The organism is Actinomadura sp. 3N508, assembly GCF_044326375.1.
Lineage (GTDB): Bacteria > Actinomycetota > Actinomycetes > Streptosporangiales > Streptosporangiaceae > Spirillospora.
Genome location: NZ_JBIRAX010000011.1, coordinates 49,427 through 67,178, shown reverse-complemented (window position 1 = coordinate 67,178; position 17,752 = coordinate 49,427). Strand labels below are relative to the sequence as shown.

The window sequence follows — 17,752 nt, the reverse complement described above, 5'->3', positions numbered from 1 at the left end:
CGCTGCCGCGCGGCGCTACCACGCGGAGACGCGTTCCCGCCTCCGGACGCGGCGCCGGTCTTCGGCGTCCGGCGCGTCCAGGCTGTAAAGGGCGTAGGCGTGCTGGATCACCGGCAGTGCCACGTTCCGCACCCGCACCCCGCCGGATGTGAGGCCCTTCTCGGTGCCCTTGTGCGCGTGCCCGTGGACCGCGAGGTCCGCGCCCGCCGCGTCGATCGCCTCCCCCAGCAGGTAGCTGCCGAGGAACGGATAGATCTCCGGCGGCTCCCCTTCGAGGGTGTCCGCGGCGGGCGCGTAGTGCGTCAGGCTGACCACGACGTCGGCGTCCAGGTCCAGGAGGGCGGTGCGGAGCCGTCCGGCGAAGTCCTTCGTGTGCCCGACGAACGCCTTCATCTCCGGCTCACCGAAATCGCTGGCGCACCTGCCCTCGAACCCGCCGCCGAAGCCCTTGCCGCCGGCGATGCCGAGGCTCGTCCCGCCGCAGTCCAGGACCGTACCGTCGCCCTCCAGGACGGTCACGCCCGCCTCGCGCAGCACGCCGGTGATCTCGGTCTCGGCATCGGAGTGGTAGTCGTGGTTGCCGAGGACGGCGACCACCGGGACCCCCACGTCGCGCAGCTCGCCCGCCGCGACGCGGCCCTCCTCGACCGTCCCGTGCCGGGTCAGGTCACCGGCGACGAGGAACACGTCCGCGTGGTCGGCGAGCCCGGACAGGTGCTCCCGGTACGCCCCCGCCGTCTCGGGCCCGACGTGCAGGTCCCCCGCCCCGGCCACGCGGATCATGAGAGCCGCTCCTCGTGGTCCGGCTCCGCGACCGCGACGACGTGCAGCTCGTTGCGGATCTCGCGGCCCTCGGCGGCGTCCCGGGCGGTCCGCTCGACGTCCCGGCTCCGCTCCTCGCTCACCACCTCGCCGCGCAGATGCACGACGTCGCCGCGGACGTCCACGCGGATGCCCAGCTCATGCGCCTCCGCCGCGACCTTCTCCTGGATGTGCGCGGACAGGTACTCCGGCCGCTCCGCCATGTCTCGTCGCCTTTCCGTGCTGGGATGCGCCGTCACAGGACGTCCTCTCCGATGACGCCGAGCCGGGCGAGGAGCGTCAGGAAGGCGTAGGCGTACGGGGACTCCGCGGTCTCGTCGGCGACCAGCCGCCAGTCGACCTGCTCCCGCAGCGCCCGGCTCACGTGCAGGAACCCGCTGAAGTCGCAGGCGGTCTCGGCGAACGCCAGCAGCCGCATGACCACCAGGTCGGTCGCGGGCAGCACCGGCATCCGCACCGCCCCGACCGGCATCACCTCGGCCCGGCCGAGCAGGTTCCCGTCCACCGGACGGCCGGACGGCGTGTGGATCAGGTCGACCAGATGCTCGCCGTCGCACGCCTTCTCCAGCCAGTTCTCCGGGCTCTCCAGATGCGTCATGCCCGCCGCGGCGAGGGCGTCCAGCGCCGCCTTGACGTCCCGTTCCCGGACGACGAAGTCGACGTCGTGCGTCGAGACGGCGGCGCCGCGGGCGTAGGCGGCGAACCCGCCGGCGAGCGCGTATCCGATGCCGGCGTCGCGGAGGGCGGCGGCCGCGCGCTTCAGGCTGAGCAGCAGGCCGTCCGCCGCGCGGTCCGAACCCGGGCCCGAGCCGGGGCCAGGGCCCGGGTTGCCGGACCCGCGGCCCCTGAGCTCGGGTTCCGTCTGCACAGCCCCCACGCGTCCCCTGGTCGACAGCCGTTCCGGTTGGCGGTACCCGGGGACGCGCGGGTCATGCCCTCGATCGGTTCGATCGGCGGCCGCGTTCAGTCGAGTGCCGGGTAGTCGGTGTACCCGCGGTGGTCGCCGCCGTAGAAGGTCGCCGGGTTCGCCTCGTTGTAGGGGCCGCCCGCGCGGATGCGGGCGGGCAGGTCGGGGTTGGCCAGCCATATCTCGCCGAACGCGACCGCGTCCGCGACGCCGTCCCGCAGGGCCTCGACACCGTACTCGGGCCTGGACGGGAAGGACTCGGGGGTCGGGTGCGGGTTGAGGATCAGCGTGCCGGGCCATTCGGCGCGGACGCGCCGGGTCGTGGCGCGGTCGCCGGCCTCCATGATGTGCAGGTAGGCGAGCCCGAGCGGGGCGAGCGCCGCGACCAGCGCCGAATACAGCTCGGGGACGTCGCTCTCGGTGACGCCGTTGGCGTTGCCGCCAGGCGACACGCGGAACCCGACCCGGTCGGGCCCGATCGCGTCGGAGACCGCGCGGGCGACCTCGACGCCGAACCTGATGCGGTTCTCGGGCGGCCCGCCGTAGGCGTCGGTGCGGGTGTTGCTGCCGTCGCCGAGGAACTGCTGGATCAGGTAGCCGTTCGCGCCGTGGATCTCGATGCCGTCGAACCCGGCGTCGATCGCGTTGCGTGCCGCGATGGCGAAGTCGGCCACGGCCTGGGCGATGTCGTCCACGGTCATCTCGCGGGGCACGGGGTGGTCGAGCATCCCGTCCGGGGTGAAGAGCCGCTCGCCGGACGCGATCGGGGACGGCCCGTGCGGCAGCCCGCCGTCCGCGTACAGGACGGGATGGCCGACACGTCCGGCGTGCATCAGCTGCGCGAAGATCCGTCCACCTTCGGCGTGCACGGCGTCGGTCACCGGCTGCCACGCCGCCACCTGGTCGGCGGTGTGCAGGCCGGGCGTCCAGATGTACCCCTGGCCCTTCACGCTGGGCTGCACCGCCTCCGTGATGATCAACCCGGCGGTGGCGCGCTGCCGGTAGTACTCGGCGGTCAACTCGGTCACCTTGCCGTCCTCGACGGCCCGGCTGCGGGTCATCGGCGCCATCACCAGACGGTTGGGCAGTTCCAGCTTTCCTGCCGACAGCGGCTCGAACAGCTCTTGCATGACGTTCTCCTAGTCCTTGGGCGCGTTATCGCTGATCAAGAACGTAGGAGCCGCCGGCTACGGGGCGAATCCGTACGGTTTCGGTAGTTGGCCCCGTAGTTTGGAGGCGTGCTCTACGGGCGGAAGGACGAACAGGCGCGGCTCACCTCGCTGCTCTCGGAGGCGCGCGACCATCGCCGCAGCGGCGCGCTCGTGCTGCGCGGCGAGGCGGGCATCGGCAAGTCGGCGCTGCTCGGCGAGATCGCCGCGCCGCTTGAGCCGGGCGGGCGCGTCCTGCGGGTGACGGGGATCGAGGCCGAGTCAGGGATCGCGTTCGCGGGCCTCACCCAGCTGCTGTGGCCCGTCCGGGACCGGCTGGACGGCCTCCCGCCCCCGCAGGCAGCCGCGCTCCGTGCCGCCCTCGAACCGCTCGACGAGGGCTCCCGCGCCACGTCGAACCGGGACCCGTTCACGACCGGCCTCGCCGTCCTGACCCTGCTCGCCGACCTCTCCGACGACGGCGACCCGCTCGTGTGCGTCGTGGACGACGCGCAATGGCTCGACAGGGCGACCGCCGAGGTGCTGCTGTTCGCGGCGCGGCGGCTCGCGGCCGAGGGCGTCGTGATGCTGTTCGCCGCGCGGGACGACACGTTCACCGGCACGGGCCTGCCCGAGCTGCGCCTCGAACGGCTGCACCGCCACGACGCCGAACGGCTCGTCGCGTCCCGTGATCTGGCGCCCGCCGTCCGCGCCCGGATCGTCCGGGAAGCGGCGGGCAACCCGCTCGCCCTGCAAGAGCTGGGCGCGAGCGGCGTCTTCCGTCCGGAGGGCCCTGATCCGCTGCCGGTCGCCGACCGGGTGCTCGGCTCGTTCCGCGACCAGATCGGCCGCCTCCCCGAGGGCACCCGGCTGATGCTGCTGATCGCGGCGGCGGAGGGGCGCGGGCACATGCCGAGCCAGCTCCGCGCGGCCGGCTCCCTCGGCGTGAGCCTCGCCGACCTGGAGGCGGCCGAACGCGCCCGGCTGGTGGAGGTCACCGGGCGCACCATCGCGTTCCGCCATCCGCTGATCAGGGCGGCGTCGTACCACGGGGCGGCCGCGGCGCGGCGCATCGCCGTCCACCAGGCGCTCGCCGACTCGGCCGACGACCCGGACTGCCGCGCCCGGCACCGCGCGGCCGCCGCCCTGGGGCCCGACGAGGACGTCGCCGCCGAGCTCCGGGACGCGGCGGAACGCGCCCGCTGCCGGATGGGCTACGCGACCGCGGCGGCGCTGTACCGGCAGGCGGCCGACCTGACCCCCGGCCCGGAGGTCCGCGCGACGCGGCTCGGCGCGGCCGCGTCCCTGACCCTCCAGGCGGGACGGCTCGACGAGGCCGACGACCTGGCCGTCCAGGCGGAGAAGCTCACCCAGGACCCGGCCGAACGGGCACGGCTCGCCCGCGTCCACGCCATGGTCGAGTACGAGCGCGGCGAGCCGCGCGCCGCCGCGCGCATGCTGGTCGACCACGCCGCCGACGCCGCGCCCGACGAGCACGCCGCGATGCTCCGGACCGGCGCGGTCTACGGATGGATGTCCGGCGAGCTGCCCGCCGTCCTGCGCGCCGCGGAACTGCTCCCCGGCGACCGTGCGCTCCAGGGCCTCGCCGCACTGGCGGGCGGCGACCACGCGGCAGGCGTCCCGCTGCTGGCGGAACTGGTCGCCGAGACTCGTGGCCCGGCGGGCGGCGGCATGCTGCCCACTCCCCGCGAGAGCAGCGAGAACGCCCGCGGCGACCGCGTGCTGGGCGCGCAGCTCGCGCTGGACATCGGCGCGGACGAGGCCGCCCTGGAGCTGGCCGCCGCCGAGGTCGCGCACTGCCGCCGGCACGGCCTCATCGGCGCGCTGCCGAACGTCCTGCAGTCGCTGGCCCAGGCGCAGATCGCCGCCGGGCTGCACGCGGACGCGGAGGCCACCGTCGCCGAGGCGATCGCGCTGGCCCGCGACACCGGCCGCCCCCACCGGGAGGACTGCCTCAGCGCGGTCCTGTCCCGGATCGCGGCGATCGAGGGCGACGAGCCCCGGCTCCGTTCGCTGGTCGCCAAGGCCCCGGCACCGCACGGCAGCCTCGCCGACAACGCGCTCGCCCTCCTCGACCTCGGGCTCGGCCGCTACGACGACGCCCTCCGCCGCCTGGACGAGATCGCCAACGGCCCCCGCCGGTACAGCACGGGCAGCCTGCTGTCCGCGGCCGACCAGGTCGAGGCGGCCGTGCGGTCCGGGCAGCCCGACCTGGCGCGCCCCGCCTTCGCACGGTTCCGCGCCTGGGCCGAGGCAGGAGGGCAGCCCTGGGCCCTCGCAGTAGCGCTCCACTGCGAAGCCCTACTGGACGACAGCGAAGAACCGTACGAACGAGCCGTCCGCCTACACGAACAGTCGACGCGGCCGTTCGAGCGGGCCCGCACAGAACTTCTCTACGGCGAGTGGCTGCGACGGGCCCGCCGCCGCTCCGACGCCCGCGTCCCTCTCCGCTCGGCCATGGAAATCTTCGAGCGCCTACGCGCCACACCATGGCTGGAACGCGCGCGCGCCGAACTCCGCGCCACCGGCGAATCGGGGACGTCCGCCCCCACCGCCCCCGACGTTCTCGACCGCCTCACCCCACAAGAGCTACAGGTGGTCAGGCTCGCAGCCTCCGGGACGAGCAGCCGTGAGATAGCCGCACAGCTCTTCCTCAGCCCGCGGACGGTCGAATACCACCTCTACAAGGCCTATCCGAAGCTCGGCATCTCGTCCCGCAAGGAACTGTCACGCCTCGCAGACGTCACGACAGCGTCCGGGCAAGGAATTCCTCGGTGAGCCGCCACGCCCGCTCCGCAGGCTCCGGCTGGTAGAACATCGGCGCCTTCCGGTTGTGGAACGCGTGCCCGCCATCCTCCTGGACGTGGATTTCCATGCGATCCCGTCCCTGAACGGCCCGCTCCACCTTGGCGACGTCCTCCCTCGGGATGTACGCGTCGTCGCCACCGAAGTGGAACTGGGCAGGTGCCCCTATGTTGCCAAGCTGATCCAGCGCATCGGGCACGCCCGACCCGTAGAACGACACCAGGGAATCGATGTCCGACCTGGCGGCCAGCAGGTACGCGAGCGTCCCGCCGAAGCAGAACCCGAGGCCCCCCACCTTGCCCACACCGGGCAGCCCCTTCAGGACGGCCAGCGCCGCCGCCGCATCGTCGACGCCCTTCTCCCAGTCGAACTGGGACACCATCGACATCCCCTTGGGGAGCGCCTCCTCGTCGTGGACGACCGTCCAGCCCGGCTCGATCCGCCAGAACATGTCGGGCGCACCGACCACATAGCCCAGAGCGACCAGATCCTCGGCGACCGCCTGCAGATACTCGCCAACCCCGAAGATCTCCTGGACCAGCAAGATTCCGGGCCCGTCCTGACCCCACACATGCAGGTCGAACTCGCCGTCCGGAACCTCGACCCTCTCAATTCGCGTCATGTCACCCGATGATCGCGTATACGGCGGTCGCGTGCGCAACCACCCTGGAGTCAGCGGTCATGTCGATCTCCGCGAACGCCAGCGTCCGCCCCAGCTTCGTCAACCGCGCATGGACGAGCACGTCCTGCCCCACCACCGGCCGCTGGAACGACGTGCTGAGCTGCACCGTCGTCATCGGCACGAACCCGCCCTTCGCCGCCGACACCGCGATCACCACGGCCGTGTCGGCCGCCGCCATCAGCGCCTGCCCCGACAGGGCACCGCCTTCCCGCGCCAGCCTGTCCGACCACGGCAGCCGCAGCACGGCGCCGTCCTCCCCCACCTCCTCGGGCACCAGCCCCAGCTCAAGGACCCAGGGCGCGAAGTTGTCGCGCAGAATTTCTTCGGGCTTCACCGTCACACCCGACATGATGCACGCTGAGGGCATGCACGAGGAGATCTTCCTGCCGTCCACCTACGCGTCCGGGGTCCCCTACGACACGTTCAAGAAGCTGCGCAGCGACTCCCCAGTCACCCGGATCTCCGAACCACCCGTCGGCCCCTGGCCCGCGGGTCCCGGCTACTGGGCGGTCTTCCGGCACGCCGACGTCAAACACGTCCTGCGCTCCCCGGACCTCTTCTCCTCGAACCTCGGCGCCACCCAGATCCGCGACCCCGACACGCCCGAAGACCTCGCGTTCGTCCGCGCGATGATGCTCAACCAGGACCCGCCCGACCACTCCCGCCTCCGCCGCATCGTCGCCGCCGCGTTCACCCCCCGCGCCGTCCGCGCCCTGGAAGAGACCATCAACACCAGGGCCCGGACCCTCATAACCTCAGCCCTCAACGAGGAAACCGACTTCGTCGAACTCGCCGCGGACCTCCCCGTCTGGACGCTCGCCCACATCATGGGCGTCCCCGACGCCGACCGCCGCCTCCTCTACGACTGGGCGTCCCGCGTCATCGGCTACCAGGACGACGAGTACGCGGGCATCTCCTCCGACCCCGCCTCGATGACCCCCATGGCCCGCAAGGCCCTCCAGTACCGCCCCACAACCCTGACCCACCCCGACGGCCGCCCCATCAACCCGCGCTCCTACACGGCCCTGGCCGACATGTTCGCCTACGCCCACGCTCTGGCCGCCGAGAAACGACGCCGCCCCTCAGCCGACATCATGTCCCGCATGCTCGAGGGTGGCCTCACCACCCAAGAGTTCGAGAACATGTTCTTCCTCTTCGCCGTAGCGGGGAACGAGACCCTCCGCAACGGCATCCCCGGCGGCCTCCTGACCCTCCTGGACAACCCGTCCGAACTGACCCGCCTCCGCGCCGACCCGTCCCTCCTCCCGTCCGCCATCGAGGAGATGCTCCGCTACTGGCCCCCGGTCATGGACTTCCGCCGCACCGCCACGCAGAACACCACCCTCGGCGACCAGGAAATCCAGGCCGGCGACAAGGTCGTCGTCTACCACGCCTCAGCCAACCGCGACGAGACCGTCTTCCCCGACCCCGACCGCTTCGACATCACCCGCGCCCCGAACGACCACGTCAGCTTCGGCTTCGGCCCCCACTTCTGCCTGGGCGCCCACCTGGCCAGAACCCAGATGCGCGCCGTCTTCCGCGAGCTCCTCCCCCACCGCATCACCCGCACCGGCACCCCCGTCCGCCTGGCCTCCAACTTCCAGAACGGACTGAAGCACCTCCCCGTCCACCTGACCCCCGCCCCGTAACCCCGTCGCAAACCCCCCATCGATCTCGGTACGCTTGCGGGACGGGTCGCTAGCTCAATTGGCAGAGCTCCGGACTTTTAATCCGTAGGTTGTGGGTTCGAGTCCCACGCGACCCACCACCCCTGACCAGGGCAAACGCGAGAATGCCCCGGTTCGCCTCCCGCCCCCTATGCCCCGCTTCGTTCCCGTGTTGGCTCGATGTTGGCTCGGCGGCTCGATCCGGGCCCGCTCTGGCCCCAGCCTGGCGTGTGCAGCGCAGAGTGGTATCCGACGTGGGGCGGCATGCAAAGGTGCAGACAGCTCTCACAGAGACATCCACTGGATCAGCGCCGAGAAGGAGCCGGGGGCGTGCTTCATGACTGCCAGCAGGCTGGCGGGTCGGACGTTGCCCATGTCCTGAACACCCGACGCGGGACCGCGGTCAGTCCTGGCTCAATCCCCGAGTTAAGTGTTCCCGGCAACGTCCTGCCGATACCGGGGTCTCCGGGGTGCAGGTCGCACAGAGCGCAGGCGACGAACTGGCTCCGTGTGGCTGTCGCCGAGGACAGTCCGCACACCAAACTAGATCGACCACCCAGTCCTTCGAAGCCAAGACTCCGAGGTCAGCGTCGTCAACCCTTCCCGTTCGAGCACCGATGGATCGTTGTCGATGGGCCCATGGCTCTGCCGCGCCGTCGTGGCGACCTGCGCTTCGCGGGCTATACGGATCCTCGACGGTGGCCATGCCAGAGAGTCTTCTGGGCCATCCCTCCATAGCCCGCCAGGAGAGGAAAGCTACTCGTGGCGGCCGAAAGAACGCTTTCGGGTCCCGCTCAGCGCCTTAATCGCGTGTTGACTAGTCCGTTCGGGGGGTTTCGTGGTTGTGAGCGAGTGAAGCGGGGCATTGCTGCGATACTTGTCGTACTCCCCGCCAAACGATCACGGCTATGGTCGCACGTGGACGAGCTCCCATCGAGCGCGAACTGAAACGATCATTCAGTTCCTCCCCGGGGATGGGCATGCTTTCTCAGATTGCGATCAAGAACTATCGGATCTTCCAGGACTTCGGGCTGACGTTCAATACCGACGTCAACATCTTGGTCGGCGACAACGCGACTGGGAAGAGCACCATTATTGAGGCCATCGGGCTTGCGATGACCGGGCGGCTGCACGGCCGGCCGCTGGCCCAGGCGCTTTCCCCATACCTGTTCAACCAGGCAACCGTCAACGCCTACCTGAGCGCCCTGCGCAGCGGCGGGGAGGCCCCGCCGCCGGAGATCGTCATTGATCTGTTCTTCGCCAAGAGCGACGAAACCGACCTCAACAGGTTGCGAGGGAGGAATAACGTCCTCAAAGAGGACGCGCCGGGTGTGCGCGTCCGCGTATCGCTGAACCGGGACTATCTGCCGGAGTACGAGGAGTTCGTTCAAGACCCGGAAAGCGTCCGGACGGTGCCGACCGAGTACTATGAGGTCGAGTGGCTGGATTTCGGTGGGAACCGCATCACGTCCAGGAGCATCCCGGCGACCTCTTCGCTCATCGATGCCTCGACCATTCATCTCCAGAGCGGTGTGGACTACTACCTCGACGGAATCCTTCAATCGCATCTGAAACCCGAGGAGAGGATACGGCTCGCCCGCGCCTACCGGACTCTTCGCGAGGAGTTCTCCAACGATCCATCCATTGTGACGATCAATGAGAAGCTCCGTGGCGCTCCGAGCGAGGTCAGCGACAAACAGTTGACGTTGGGTATCGACGTGTCGCAGAAGTCGCGTTGGGAGAACGGGATCGTGCCCCACCTCGATGATCTGCCGTACCAGTACGTCGGCAAGGGCGAGCAGAGCAACTTGAAGATCCTGCTTTCGCTCAACAAGGACGCCGAAGAGTCGCATGTCGTCTTGGTGGAGGAGCCCGAGAACCACCTCTCTTTCACCAACCTTGGCAAGTTGCTCAGGAAGGTCGGCGACAGGTGCGTTGACAAACAGGTATTCATCACGACGCACAGCTCTTTCGTCCTCAACAAGCTCGGACTGCAACGGCTCGTGCTCCTCGGCGGTGAAAGTCCGATCGACTTCAACAGTCTGCCGGTCGACACGCGAGAGTTCTTCCGCAAATTGTCTGGCTACGACACGCTTCGCCTCGTCCTAGCCCGTAAGGCCATCCTCGTCGAGGGCCCTTCCGACGAACTGGTGGTTCAGCGCGCCTACCTGGACGCGCATGGCCGGTTGCCCATCGAGGATGGCGTTGACGTCATCGACACGGGTGGGTTGTCGTTCAAGCGGTGGCTCGATATCGCCGTCCTGCTGGAGAACACGGAAGTCACTGTCGTGACGGACAATGACGGCGAGGACGCTGAAACCGTTCGCGCTCGCTACGAGTCCTACACCACATCTGATCGCATCAGAATCTGTGTGGGCGACGACACCGGATATCCGACGCTGGAGCCTCAGTTGGTCAAGGCCAATGGCCTTGCCCGAATGAATGAGATTTTCGGCCGCAGCGGACACACGACCGAGGAAAAACTGGCCAAGTACATGAAGAGAAACAAGACAACGTGCGCACTGGCGATCTTCAGCACTGAGCAGCCGGTCGTCATGCCGGAGTACATCCGTGACGCCGTCGCATGACAACCGCGCGGTCATAGCCGCGGCCGGGTCGGGCAAGACCGGCTACATCGCCGAGCAGGCGCTGTCGCGGCCAGATCAGAGCGCTCTGGTCACCACCTACACCAATGAGAACTTGTACGAACTGCGGACCCGCCTGTGCGCCGGACGAGGCACTGTCCCCGCGCACATCGACACCAAAGGCTGGCTGACGTTTCTTCTCAACGAGTGCGCCAGGCCGTACCAGGACACTGTGTTCGGCGAGGTGGGAGTGATACGCGGCCTTCACTTCGAGAAGAAGGCCAACCGCTACGTCCCAAAAATCAACGCTCGACGGTATTATTTGAACTCCCGCGATGACGTCTATCGTGACGAACTCTCGGCCCTGGTCTGCGAAGCGAATGACAAGTCGGGCGGCATGGTCATCGACCGGCTCGCAGCGATCTACGACCACATCTACGTCGACGAGCTGCAGGACCTCGCCGGCTATGATCTGCAATTGCTCGATCTACTCCTAAGCTCGGCCGTCGGCGTGACCATGGTCGGCGACCCTCGCCAGGGTACCTATTCGACGAACGACTCCAGGAAGAACCACAGGTTCAAGCGCGGCGGCGTGGTCGACTGGCTCGGCAAGATGCACGACCGGTGCACGATCGAGAACCGGACGGGGAGTTATCGCTGCAATCAGGAGATCTGCGACTTCGCCGATGCGCTCTATCCTGGCATGCCCCGTACCGAATCGAAGAACGGTGCCATCACCGGCCATGATGGCATCTTTTACATCAAGCGAAGCCAGCTCGACTCTTATGTGCAACAGTGGCATCCTGCCGTGCTTCGATGGGACATAAGGACCAACACGCACGGGCTCGAAGCGATTAACATCGGCCAATCCAAAGGCCGGACTTACAAGCGGGTCCTCATCTTCCCCACAGCACCGATGAAGAAGTACCTCGCCACCCGCGATCTGGCCCAGATCAAAGACCCCGCGAAGTTCTATGTCGCCGTGACACGCGCACAGTACAGCGTGACGTTCGTGATGGATTGAGAGTAATTAAGCGCCACGCGCTCGACGGCGTCCACCGCATGTCCCGGCACGAGGGACCAGCTCCGCACTGCCGCGCACCCGCAATCGATGACCAGCTCGGATCTCACCGGACTTCCAGGACGAACTCGACATCGCGCAAAGCCGCGCGATCGCGCTGCACGCCTCGGTGACGCTGCCCGTTCTGCTCCTGCTCTGGAGCTCCGTTCACTGGGCAAGGCCCTGGACGCACTTCGCCCCGGACTGGCAAGGCCTCGTCGGCGCGCTCGGCATCGCGGCCACCGTCATCAACCTCGCCGCGATCGCGGGCGTCTGGCACGCCCGCTACGCGACGGGTCGCAGGCGGCATTCTCGTCCAGGACGAGAGCGTGCGCGGTTGGGTGGGTTCGTCCTGACCGTGCTGGCCGCCTACGGCATCACCGTCCTCACCATCATGTCGATCACCGCGCTCGTCTCCTGGCGGCTGCTGCTCACGCCTGCCGTTTCCCTCGCCACAGCGCTGTCCGTAGCGCTCGGCCTCCTTCTGGCCCGCTCGGCCCGGCGATGCCTGCCCTCCGGGGACGGGCCAGCCTCAGCCCGTTGACGTCATCGCCTTCTCCGGTCGGCGTGGCGGCTCGGCGGGGCTGAGCCGTCCGGTCCGGCTGAGGGCGTGGACGGCCAGGGCGCAAGCCGCACCCAGGGCTGCGAGCGTCCACCAGGGCAGGGACGGCAGGCCGATCCGGCGGCCGAGGTCCAGGGCGGCGCCGGTGAGCAGGTTGCCGGCGGCGATGCCGACTCCGGTGACGCTGTTGTAGAGGCCGTAGTAGGTGCCGATCATGCTCTCGCCACCGAGGCTGGCGACGGTGGCCATCTCGAACGGGTAGACGATCATCGTGGCCAGGGACAGCAGCGCGGTGGTCAGCAGCACGGGCGCGAGCGCCAGCGCGGCGCTCTGCCAGGACGTGGCCGGTGGCGCGGCTGTAGCGGTGACGGCCATCGGGACGAAGGAGGCGCCCATCAGCGCCAGCCCGCGCGTCATGGCCTGGCCGGGGCTCCAGCGGGACTTGGCCCAGGCGGTGATGTGAACCTGCCCCACGATGGCCAGCAGGGCCGACACCGCGAACAGCAGGGTGATCCCGAGCCGGCCGCTGGTGACCTGCTGCACCTGGATGGGCAGGCCGAGGTAGATCTGGAAGTTGAGCACGTACGAGCCGATCATGGCCAGAGAGAACAGCAGGAAGGCGCGGTCGCGCAGCACCCGGCCCCAGTCGCTCAGCAGCGTCTGTCCGGCCTGTGCGCGGGCGCCGCGCCGTGCGGGCAGCGCTCGCGCCTGGGCGAGGGTGAGGACGGCGAACACCGCCGCAGCGGTCAGGCAGGTGACCCGGAAGGCGATGCCGCCGAGCAGCAGGCCCACCAGCGGCCCGATGAGGATGCCGAGCTGGTAGAAGACGTTGAAGACCGCGAACGCCTCCGTTTTCCGCTCGCCCGCCTCCAGCGCGAGGTAGGCGCGGACGGCCGGGTTGAACAAGGCGCCGGCCAGGCCGGTCAGCGCGGAGGCGAGCAGGAGCACCGGCAGCGACCCGGCCAGCCCCAGCAGAGCGAACCCCACGGTGCGCAGGACGAGGCCGGTCAGGATCATCGGCTTGTACCCGAGCCGGTCGGCGAGGCTGCCGCCGACCAGGAACATCCCCTGCTGGCTGAGGTTGCGCACGCCCAGGACGAGCCCCACCAGCCAGGCCGCCAGCCCTAGATTTTGGGAGAGGTGACCGGCCAGGTAGGGCATCAGCATGTAGAAGCCGATGTTGATGGTGAGCTGGTTGATCAGCAGCAGGCAGACGGGCCGGTCGAACGACCGCGCCTGGTGGAGGGTGGCCCTCATCGCCGACCCTCCCTGACGGGATCGATCACGGTCGTGCATCGGGTCCAGCGGGTGACCTCGGCCTGGTCGGGACGGTCGATCTCGTCGGGCGCGGGCGCCGGGACGGTGTCCAGCAGGCCGTGTTCGGCGCAGTAGGCGTCGTTGTAGACGGTGTCGAAGTAGCGCTGCGGGCCGTCCGGGAAGATGGCCGCGATGCGGGCGGCACGCGGCCCGGTCCGGGCCAGCCAGGATGCGACCAGCGCGACGGCGCCCACGCTCCAGCCGCCGGTGGCGTACTGCGCGGCGGCCAGGCGGCGGCAGGACCACACCGCCTCGGCCGGAGCGACCCAGTGCACCTCGTCCAGCGCCTGGTAGGCGACGTTGCGCGGATGGATGCTGCTGCCCAGGCCCCGCATCAGCCTCGGCCGGGCGGGCTGCCCGAAGATCGTCGAGCCGGTCGCGTCGACCCCGACCAGCCGCATCTCCGGATACAGCGCCCGCAGCACGCGCGCGACACCGGCGCTGTGTCCACCGGTGCCGACACTGCACACCAGCACGTCGACCCGGCCCAGCTGGGCGGCCAGTTCCAGCGCGAGTCCCTCGTAGGCGGCGACGTTGTCGGGGTTGTTGTACTGGTCCAGGTTGAGCGCGCCGGGGAGCGTGGCCAGCACTTCGGTGACGCGGCGCAGCCGCGCCTGCTGCCAGCCGCCGGACGGATGCGGCTCGTGAACCACCTCCAGCCGGGCGCCGTAGGCACGGAGGAGCCGGCACATCAGCGGCTCGATTTCCGGGTCGGTGACCAGCACCACCGGATGCCGGTAGATGATGCCGGCCAGAGCCAGACCCAGCCCCAGGGTGCCGCTGGTGGACTCGACGATCGGGGCCCCCGGCGCCAGTTCCCCGCGGCGCCGGGCGTTCGCGACCATGTACTGGGCCGCGCGGTCCTTGATCCCGCCGGGATTGTGGCCTTCCAGCTTGGCCCAGAACCCGCCGTCGCCGCCGACCAGTTCCGGCACCCACAGCACCGGTGTGTCGCCCACCAGGGCGTGCGGCGAGCAGCAGATGCCGCGTGCCGGCGTGGGGCTCGGTGCGTGCTGGGTGACGAGGGGCCCGCGTGTGCGCAGGCCGATGCTCTCCTTCATCGGGCTCTCCAAGGCATGGCTGAACAGCGCATGGCTGAACAACGTGTGTTGTGCAGGACGGATCAGGAACGCGGCCATGCCGCAGCCGGCAAGGCCGTGGCGGTTCTCAGGTCCGTGTCACGCACACTGCGAGGTGGAGCCGACAGGAGTGCCATCGAGGCGGTGGGCCTCGTTCACCGCCTGACCGTGTCGACGGCGTGAAGAGCTTCAGTGGCGCCGACCAGGACGCCCAACTCGCCAACGTCACCGAGACCGGCAATGGAGCATCGATCGCTTGAGCGGCCGCGCCGGACGGGGCCGCCATGCTGTGGCACTCGGCGCCGTGATGGTCGTCGTGGTCGTGATGGTCGTGGTGATCATGGGACGCGCCATGGGACGCGTCGTGGCGCGAGCCGTGGCCCGTCTCGCCATGCTCGGCGGCTCCGCCCTTGCAGCTGGTTGCGCTGACCGGCCCAGGCGCCAGGCTCAGCTTCGGCCGGACTCCGAACGCGAGTTCGGGAGCGAAACCGGACGGAGAGAGGAGCGCGGTGTGCCCCCCAGCGTGCGGGGTCGTCGACGAGTGGGCGTTCGGCATGCACAGCAGTACATGGACGACGAAGAGCAGGCCGAGCAAGGAGAGCCAGAACAGGCCCACACGCCTCGCACCTGATCGGCTACTCTCCGTCACAGAAGGAAGATACACGTCCGGCTGCGGCTCCCGGACGCGTCAGACGAGTCCTCAACCAGGTCAGTACCAGGTGCCCCGTTGGTGAACCGCTCCTCACCGCCCCGGCGGGCCAGCGGGTCCGCTTCGACGGCTAAGTCGCCGCCGCCCGCATGGCGGGGAGGCTCTGGGTCAACGTGCGAGCGTAGGCGATGAGGAGTTCGTCGGTCTTTTCGGTCAGGTCCGGAGTCGCGAGTATTTCTGCTTCGGCAGCCTTCTCGTCGTCGTCGCTAAGCTCGCCACCGTTGAGCTGGCGCTCAAGCTCGGCGAATCTTTGTTTGGCGGCCAGTTGGGTTTCCACTGCGCTGGACGCCTCGCGGATCGCGTCGATGGTTTCGGTAGCGATGCCTCGCACGGTTAGAGCCTCGGTGAGTTGTGCGGTCGACGGCAACAGTGGCATTTGGTGTTCCTGCCACACGGCGCCCCAGAGCCGGCACCGGCGTGGCTCCGGCCAAACGTCCTCGACCAGCATGGGCGCCCCGCCCGGGCCCGGTTTCACTGTCAACCCCACGCTTTGAATATGCTGCTTTGCCTTGTCTGCGAAGTCGGGTGGGTCGCCGGGCAGGGCAGGGCCGCCAGCCATGAACAGAGCCAGCTCGGCGAGCTGGCGGTCGTTCTCCGGAATGGGCGGAAGGTGTTCCAGGTCTTCCGCGGTCATGAGCGAATATGGGTCAGGGGCGGCGATGCGGACTGGATCGGGCTTCCGCCCCTGGGCGGTGACCATGACGGTCACGACTGCCGCATCCGCCCACCAGGCCACAAGACCGCACAGCGCCTCGCGATGTTGACGAGCGGCGGCCTCGGCAAGCCTCAACCGCAACGAGAGGTGCGTTTGCCGTGGTCTGGGGGTGGCGGACGTTGATGCGGGGCCCTCAGCTGCTCGGTGCTCCAGCAGACTCTCCACCTCGTCATCCAACTGATCGGCGAGTGACACCACCGCCGCGTAGTCGGACCGGAGTGATTCGACCGCCATTTCGATGTCCGCGAGAATCTGATCCACCTGCTCGTCGCTCATCCAGCATTCGGAACCCGGCGAGAGATCAGACACCATAGGAACACCCCTACGAGATTGACACGAACAGCGAATATCTGAAGTTGAGAGACCTGGCGGCGAAATCACTCGGAGGGAAAGATCGCAGGTGCCGGATCCGGTCGGCGCCAGCTAGAGCACCCGGCTACGGTGCGCCTTGGCTTCAACGCGAAGCTCCTCGATGAAGGCGGCCGTCGACCTTTCGTAGACCTCCTCAACGTTCTCGCCGATCTCCTCCTCGTCCGCGGTATCGGCGTACTCCTGGTAAAGCAGCCAGCATCCGTGAATGCCCAAGAGCAGATCTTCCAATAGATCCCGTGCGGGACGCGACGGATCGAGAGGGGTGGTTCGGACCTCGTCGCGCAGCGCCTCATTCGCATGGGAGGAACTGCCCAGCTCGTGGGTGAGTTCGTTGATCTCGTCGATTTGTTCGAGGAGCGCGTCCAGATCGGGGACTCTCCCCTCGGCCGCGGCCATGGCACCGCGGACCAACGCGGTGACCGTGGCGTAGGGGCTCAGCCCGGCCGACATCATCTCCAGCACGGTGGTCGGCGTGCGATGTGGAAGCGCCTCGATATTGTCGGCCTCCATCACGACCACCGTGGGGACCAAACCCGACCGACGGGCGGTGACGTCCGCGGCGGCCTGAAGCCAATGCGCTGCCGCCACTCCCGCAGCGACCGGGTCGACCTCAATGAACAGCGCTTCGCCGTTGAGAGGATTCCGCTGCAGCAACCTGTCGGCGGCTTCCACCTGGACAGGGGACGCGCCCTCGCGGCTGAGCAGAACCGCCTGGCGAGCCCGGCCGGTCAGATCACCGAGTTCTGCGCGTTCGAGCGCGTCCAGCTCAGACTCAACCTCGTTGACGATGACGTCGCGCAGAGCAGCGTCATCGATGGCATGCAGGGCCCGGCCGACACAGTGCGCGGCCTCCTCGGTAGGGACATAAGACTGGATCATCGTCCCGGCGTGCGGCAGGTTCGGATTGATCAGCGCATCAGCGGCCTTGGAAAGCGCGTCCCGATCCCCCTGACGGCGCCAACCTTCGCTATTGATCTCCAGGCTCTCGGCGGCGGACGCCGGGTGGGTGTAGGTCCGCCACGCTGCAGCTGAGAAGTCGGTCAGCGCCTGGGTAAGGCGTTGAACCCGGACGTCATCAATCTCAGGGGACAGTTCAGCGACCACGGTGGCGACGTCGCCCAGCCCAGTGCCCCAGGTCACGATCAAGGTGCGCTGTGCCATGTCGTAGGCGTATCGGCTCATGTACCGCCAACCCCCTGCCTGGTTTGCCAGGCATTCACCATGCCAGCCTGCGGACGGCACCGCAGGCGCTTCGCCGGTGACACCCGCCTTTGGGACACGATGGCGGGCAATGCCGGGAA

Annotated in this window: 15 protein-coding genes and 1 tRNA gene; 6 read left to right on the top strand and 10 right to left on the bottom strand. The window is 68.8% G+C overall.

Annotated elements, in window-relative coordinates:
- Positions 1-15: 15 nt before the first annotated feature.
- The 4 genes from ACH34S_RS32585 to ACH34S_RS32570 all read right to left on the bottom strand — a co-directional run bounded on the left by ACH34S_RS32585 (position 16) and on the right by ACH34S_RS32570 (position 2,859).
- Complete coding sequence (locus tag ACH34S_RS32585) at positions 16-783, bottom strand: metallophosphoesterase (protein WP_395956697.1); 768 nt, start codon at positions 781-783, stop codon at positions 16-18.
- On the bottom strand, positions 780-1,025 hold the full coding sequence (locus tag ACH34S_RS32580) for a BON domain-containing protein (RefSeq protein ID WP_395956696.1): 246 nt from the start codon (positions 1,023-1,025) through the stop codon (positions 780-782). Before ACH34S_RS32580 ends, ACH34S_RS32585 begins: the two co-directional genes overlap by 4 nt.
- A gap of 32 nt (positions 1,026-1,057) precedes the next feature.
- Positions 1,058-1,699: a hypothetical protein gene (locus tag ACH34S_RS32575; protein WP_395956695.1), complete on the bottom strand. Its 642-nt coding sequence runs from the start codon at positions 1,697-1,699 to the stop codon at positions 1,058-1,060.
- Between the two features lie 86 nt (positions 1,700-1,785).
- Complete coding sequence (locus tag ACH34S_RS32570) at positions 1,786-2,859, bottom strand: alkene reductase (protein ID WP_395956694.1); 1,074 nt, start codon at positions 2,857-2,859, stop codon at positions 1,786-1,788.
- A gap of 108 nt (positions 2,860-2,967) precedes the next feature.
- Between ACH34S_RS32570 and ACH34S_RS32565 the strand changes: the two genes are divergently transcribed.
- Positions 2,968-5,676 carry an AAA family ATPase gene (locus tag ACH34S_RS32565; protein WP_395956693.1) on the top strand — a complete coding sequence of 903 codons (2,709 nt, stop codon included), beginning with the start codon at positions 2,968-2,970 and terminating at the stop codon, positions 5,674-5,676.
- Here ACH34S_RS32565 and ACH34S_RS32560 read toward each other — a convergent pair.
- Together ACH34S_RS32560 and ACH34S_RS32555 are read right to left on the bottom strand one after the other, a co-directional pair.
- A complete protein-coding gene (locus ACH34S_RS32560; protein WP_395956692.1) occupies positions 5,642-6,325 on the bottom strand; it encodes a dienelactone hydrolase family protein in 684 nt (227 codons plus the stop codon). The two genes, ACH34S_RS32565 and ACH34S_RS32560, sit on opposite strands and share 35 nt — an antisense overlap.
- Before the next feature lies 1 nt (position 6,326).
- Entirely contained in the window at positions 6,327-6,725 is a 399-nt protein-coding gene (locus ACH34S_RS32555; RefSeq protein WP_395956691.1) for a PaaI family thioesterase, read from the bottom strand.
- Between the two features lie 25 nt (positions 6,726-6,750).
- Here ACH34S_RS32555 and ACH34S_RS32550 point away from each other — a divergent pair, with 25 nt between their 5' ends.
- The 5 genes from ACH34S_RS32550 to ACH34S_RS32530 all read left to right on the top strand — a co-directional run bounded on the left by ACH34S_RS32550 (position 6,751) and on the right by ACH34S_RS32530 (position 12,241).
- Positions 6,751-8,034, top strand: coding sequence for a cytochrome P450 (locus ACH34S_RS32550; protein WP_395956690.1), 1,284 nt, complete (start codon positions 6,751-6,753; stop codon positions 8,032-8,034).
- 43 nt (positions 8,035-8,077) lie between these two features.
- A tRNA-Lys gene (locus ACH34S_RS32545) sits at positions 8,078-8,153 on the top strand.
- A gap of 879 nt (positions 8,154-9,032) precedes the next feature.
- Positions 9,033-10,640 carry an ATP-dependent nuclease gene (locus ACH34S_RS32540; RefSeq protein ID WP_395956689.1) on the top strand — a complete coding sequence of 536 codons (1,608 nt, stop codon included), beginning with the start codon at positions 9,033-9,035 and terminating at the stop codon, positions 10,638-10,640.
- Positions 10,624-11,661, top strand: coding sequence for a UvrD-helicase domain-containing protein (locus ACH34S_RS32535; RefSeq protein WP_395956688.1), 1,038 nt, complete (start codon positions 10,624-10,626; stop codon positions 11,659-11,661). Before ACH34S_RS32540 ends, ACH34S_RS32535 begins: the two co-directional genes overlap by 17 nt.
- A gap of 166 nt (positions 11,662-11,827) precedes the next feature.
- Positions 11,828-12,241 carry a hypothetical protein gene (locus tag ACH34S_RS32530; RefSeq protein ID WP_395956687.1) on the top strand — a complete coding sequence of 138 codons (414 nt, stop codon included), beginning with the start codon at positions 11,828-11,830 and terminating at the stop codon, positions 12,239-12,241.
- On the opposite strand, the gene ACH34S_RS32525 is transcribed toward ACH34S_RS32530, so the two are convergent.
- The 4 genes from ACH34S_RS32525 to ACH34S_RS32510 all read right to left on the bottom strand — a co-directional run bounded on the left by ACH34S_RS32525 (position 12,230) and on the right by ACH34S_RS32510 (position 17,612).
- On the bottom strand, positions 12,230-13,516 hold the full coding sequence (locus ACH34S_RS32525; protein WP_395956686.1) for an MFS transporter: 1,287 nt from the start codon (positions 13,514-13,516) through the stop codon (positions 12,230-12,232). The genes ACH34S_RS32530 and ACH34S_RS32525 overlap by 12 nt on opposite strands.
- The gene (locus tag ACH34S_RS32520; protein ID WP_395956685.1) at positions 13,513-14,637 is read right to left on the bottom strand and encodes a PLP-dependent cysteine synthase family protein; all 1,125 of its coding nucleotides are present in this window, start codon (positions 14,635-14,637) and stop codon (positions 13,513-13,515) included. Before ACH34S_RS32520 ends, ACH34S_RS32525 begins: the two co-directional genes overlap by 4 nt.
- A gap of 797 nt (positions 14,638-15,434) precedes the next feature.
- Complete coding sequence (locus ACH34S_RS32515) at positions 15,435-16,355, bottom strand: hypothetical protein (protein WP_395956684.1); 921 nt, start codon at positions 16,353-16,355, stop codon at positions 15,435-15,437.
- Between the two features lie 147 nt (positions 16,356-16,502).
- Positions 16,503-17,612, bottom strand: a complete 1,110-nt coding sequence (locus ACH34S_RS32510) for a hypothetical protein (RefSeq protein WP_395956683.1) — start codon at positions 17,610-17,612, stop codon at positions 16,503-16,505.
- Positions 17,613-17,752 lie beyond the last annotated feature (140 nt).

Coding starts and splice junctions, on each gene's coding strand:
- ACH34S_RS32550 (WP_395956690.1), top strand. CDS start 6,751: ATGCACGAGGAGATCTTCCTGCCGTCCACCTACGCGTCCGGGGTCCCC.
- ACH34S_RS32580 (WP_395956696.1), bottom strand. CDS start 1,025: ATGGCGGAGCGGCCGGAGTACCTGTCCGCGCACATCCAGGAGAAGGTC.
- ACH34S_RS32515 (WP_395956684.1), bottom strand. CDS start 16,355: ATGAGCGACGAGCAGGTGGATCAGATTCTCGCGGACATCGAAATGGCG.
- ACH34S_RS32585 (WP_395956697.1), bottom strand. CDS start 783: ATGATCCGCGTGGCCGGGGCGGGGGACCTGCACGTCGGGCCCGAGACG.
- ACH34S_RS32510 (WP_395956683.1), bottom strand. CDS start 17,612: ATGGCACAGCGCACCTTGATCGTGACCTGGGGCACTGGGCTGGGCGAC.
- ACH34S_RS32520 (WP_395956685.1), bottom strand. CDS start 14,637: ATGAAGGAGAGCATCGGCCTGCGCACACGCGGGCCCCTCGTCACCCAG.
- ACH34S_RS32570 (WP_395956694.1), bottom strand. CDS start 2,859: ATGCAAGAGCTGTTCGAGCCGCTGTCGGCAGGAAAGCTGGAACTGCCC.
- ACH34S_RS32540 (WP_395956689.1), top strand. CDS start 9,033: ATGCTTTCTCAGATTGCGATCAAGAACTATCGGATCTTCCAGGACTTC.
- ACH34S_RS32560 (WP_395956692.1), bottom strand. CDS start 6,325: ATGACGCGAATTGAGAGGGTCGAGGTTCCGGACGGCGAGTTCGACCTG.
- ACH34S_RS32525 (WP_395956686.1), bottom strand. CDS start 13,516: ATGAGGGCCACCCTCCACCAGGCGCGGTCGTTCGACCGGCCCGTCTGC.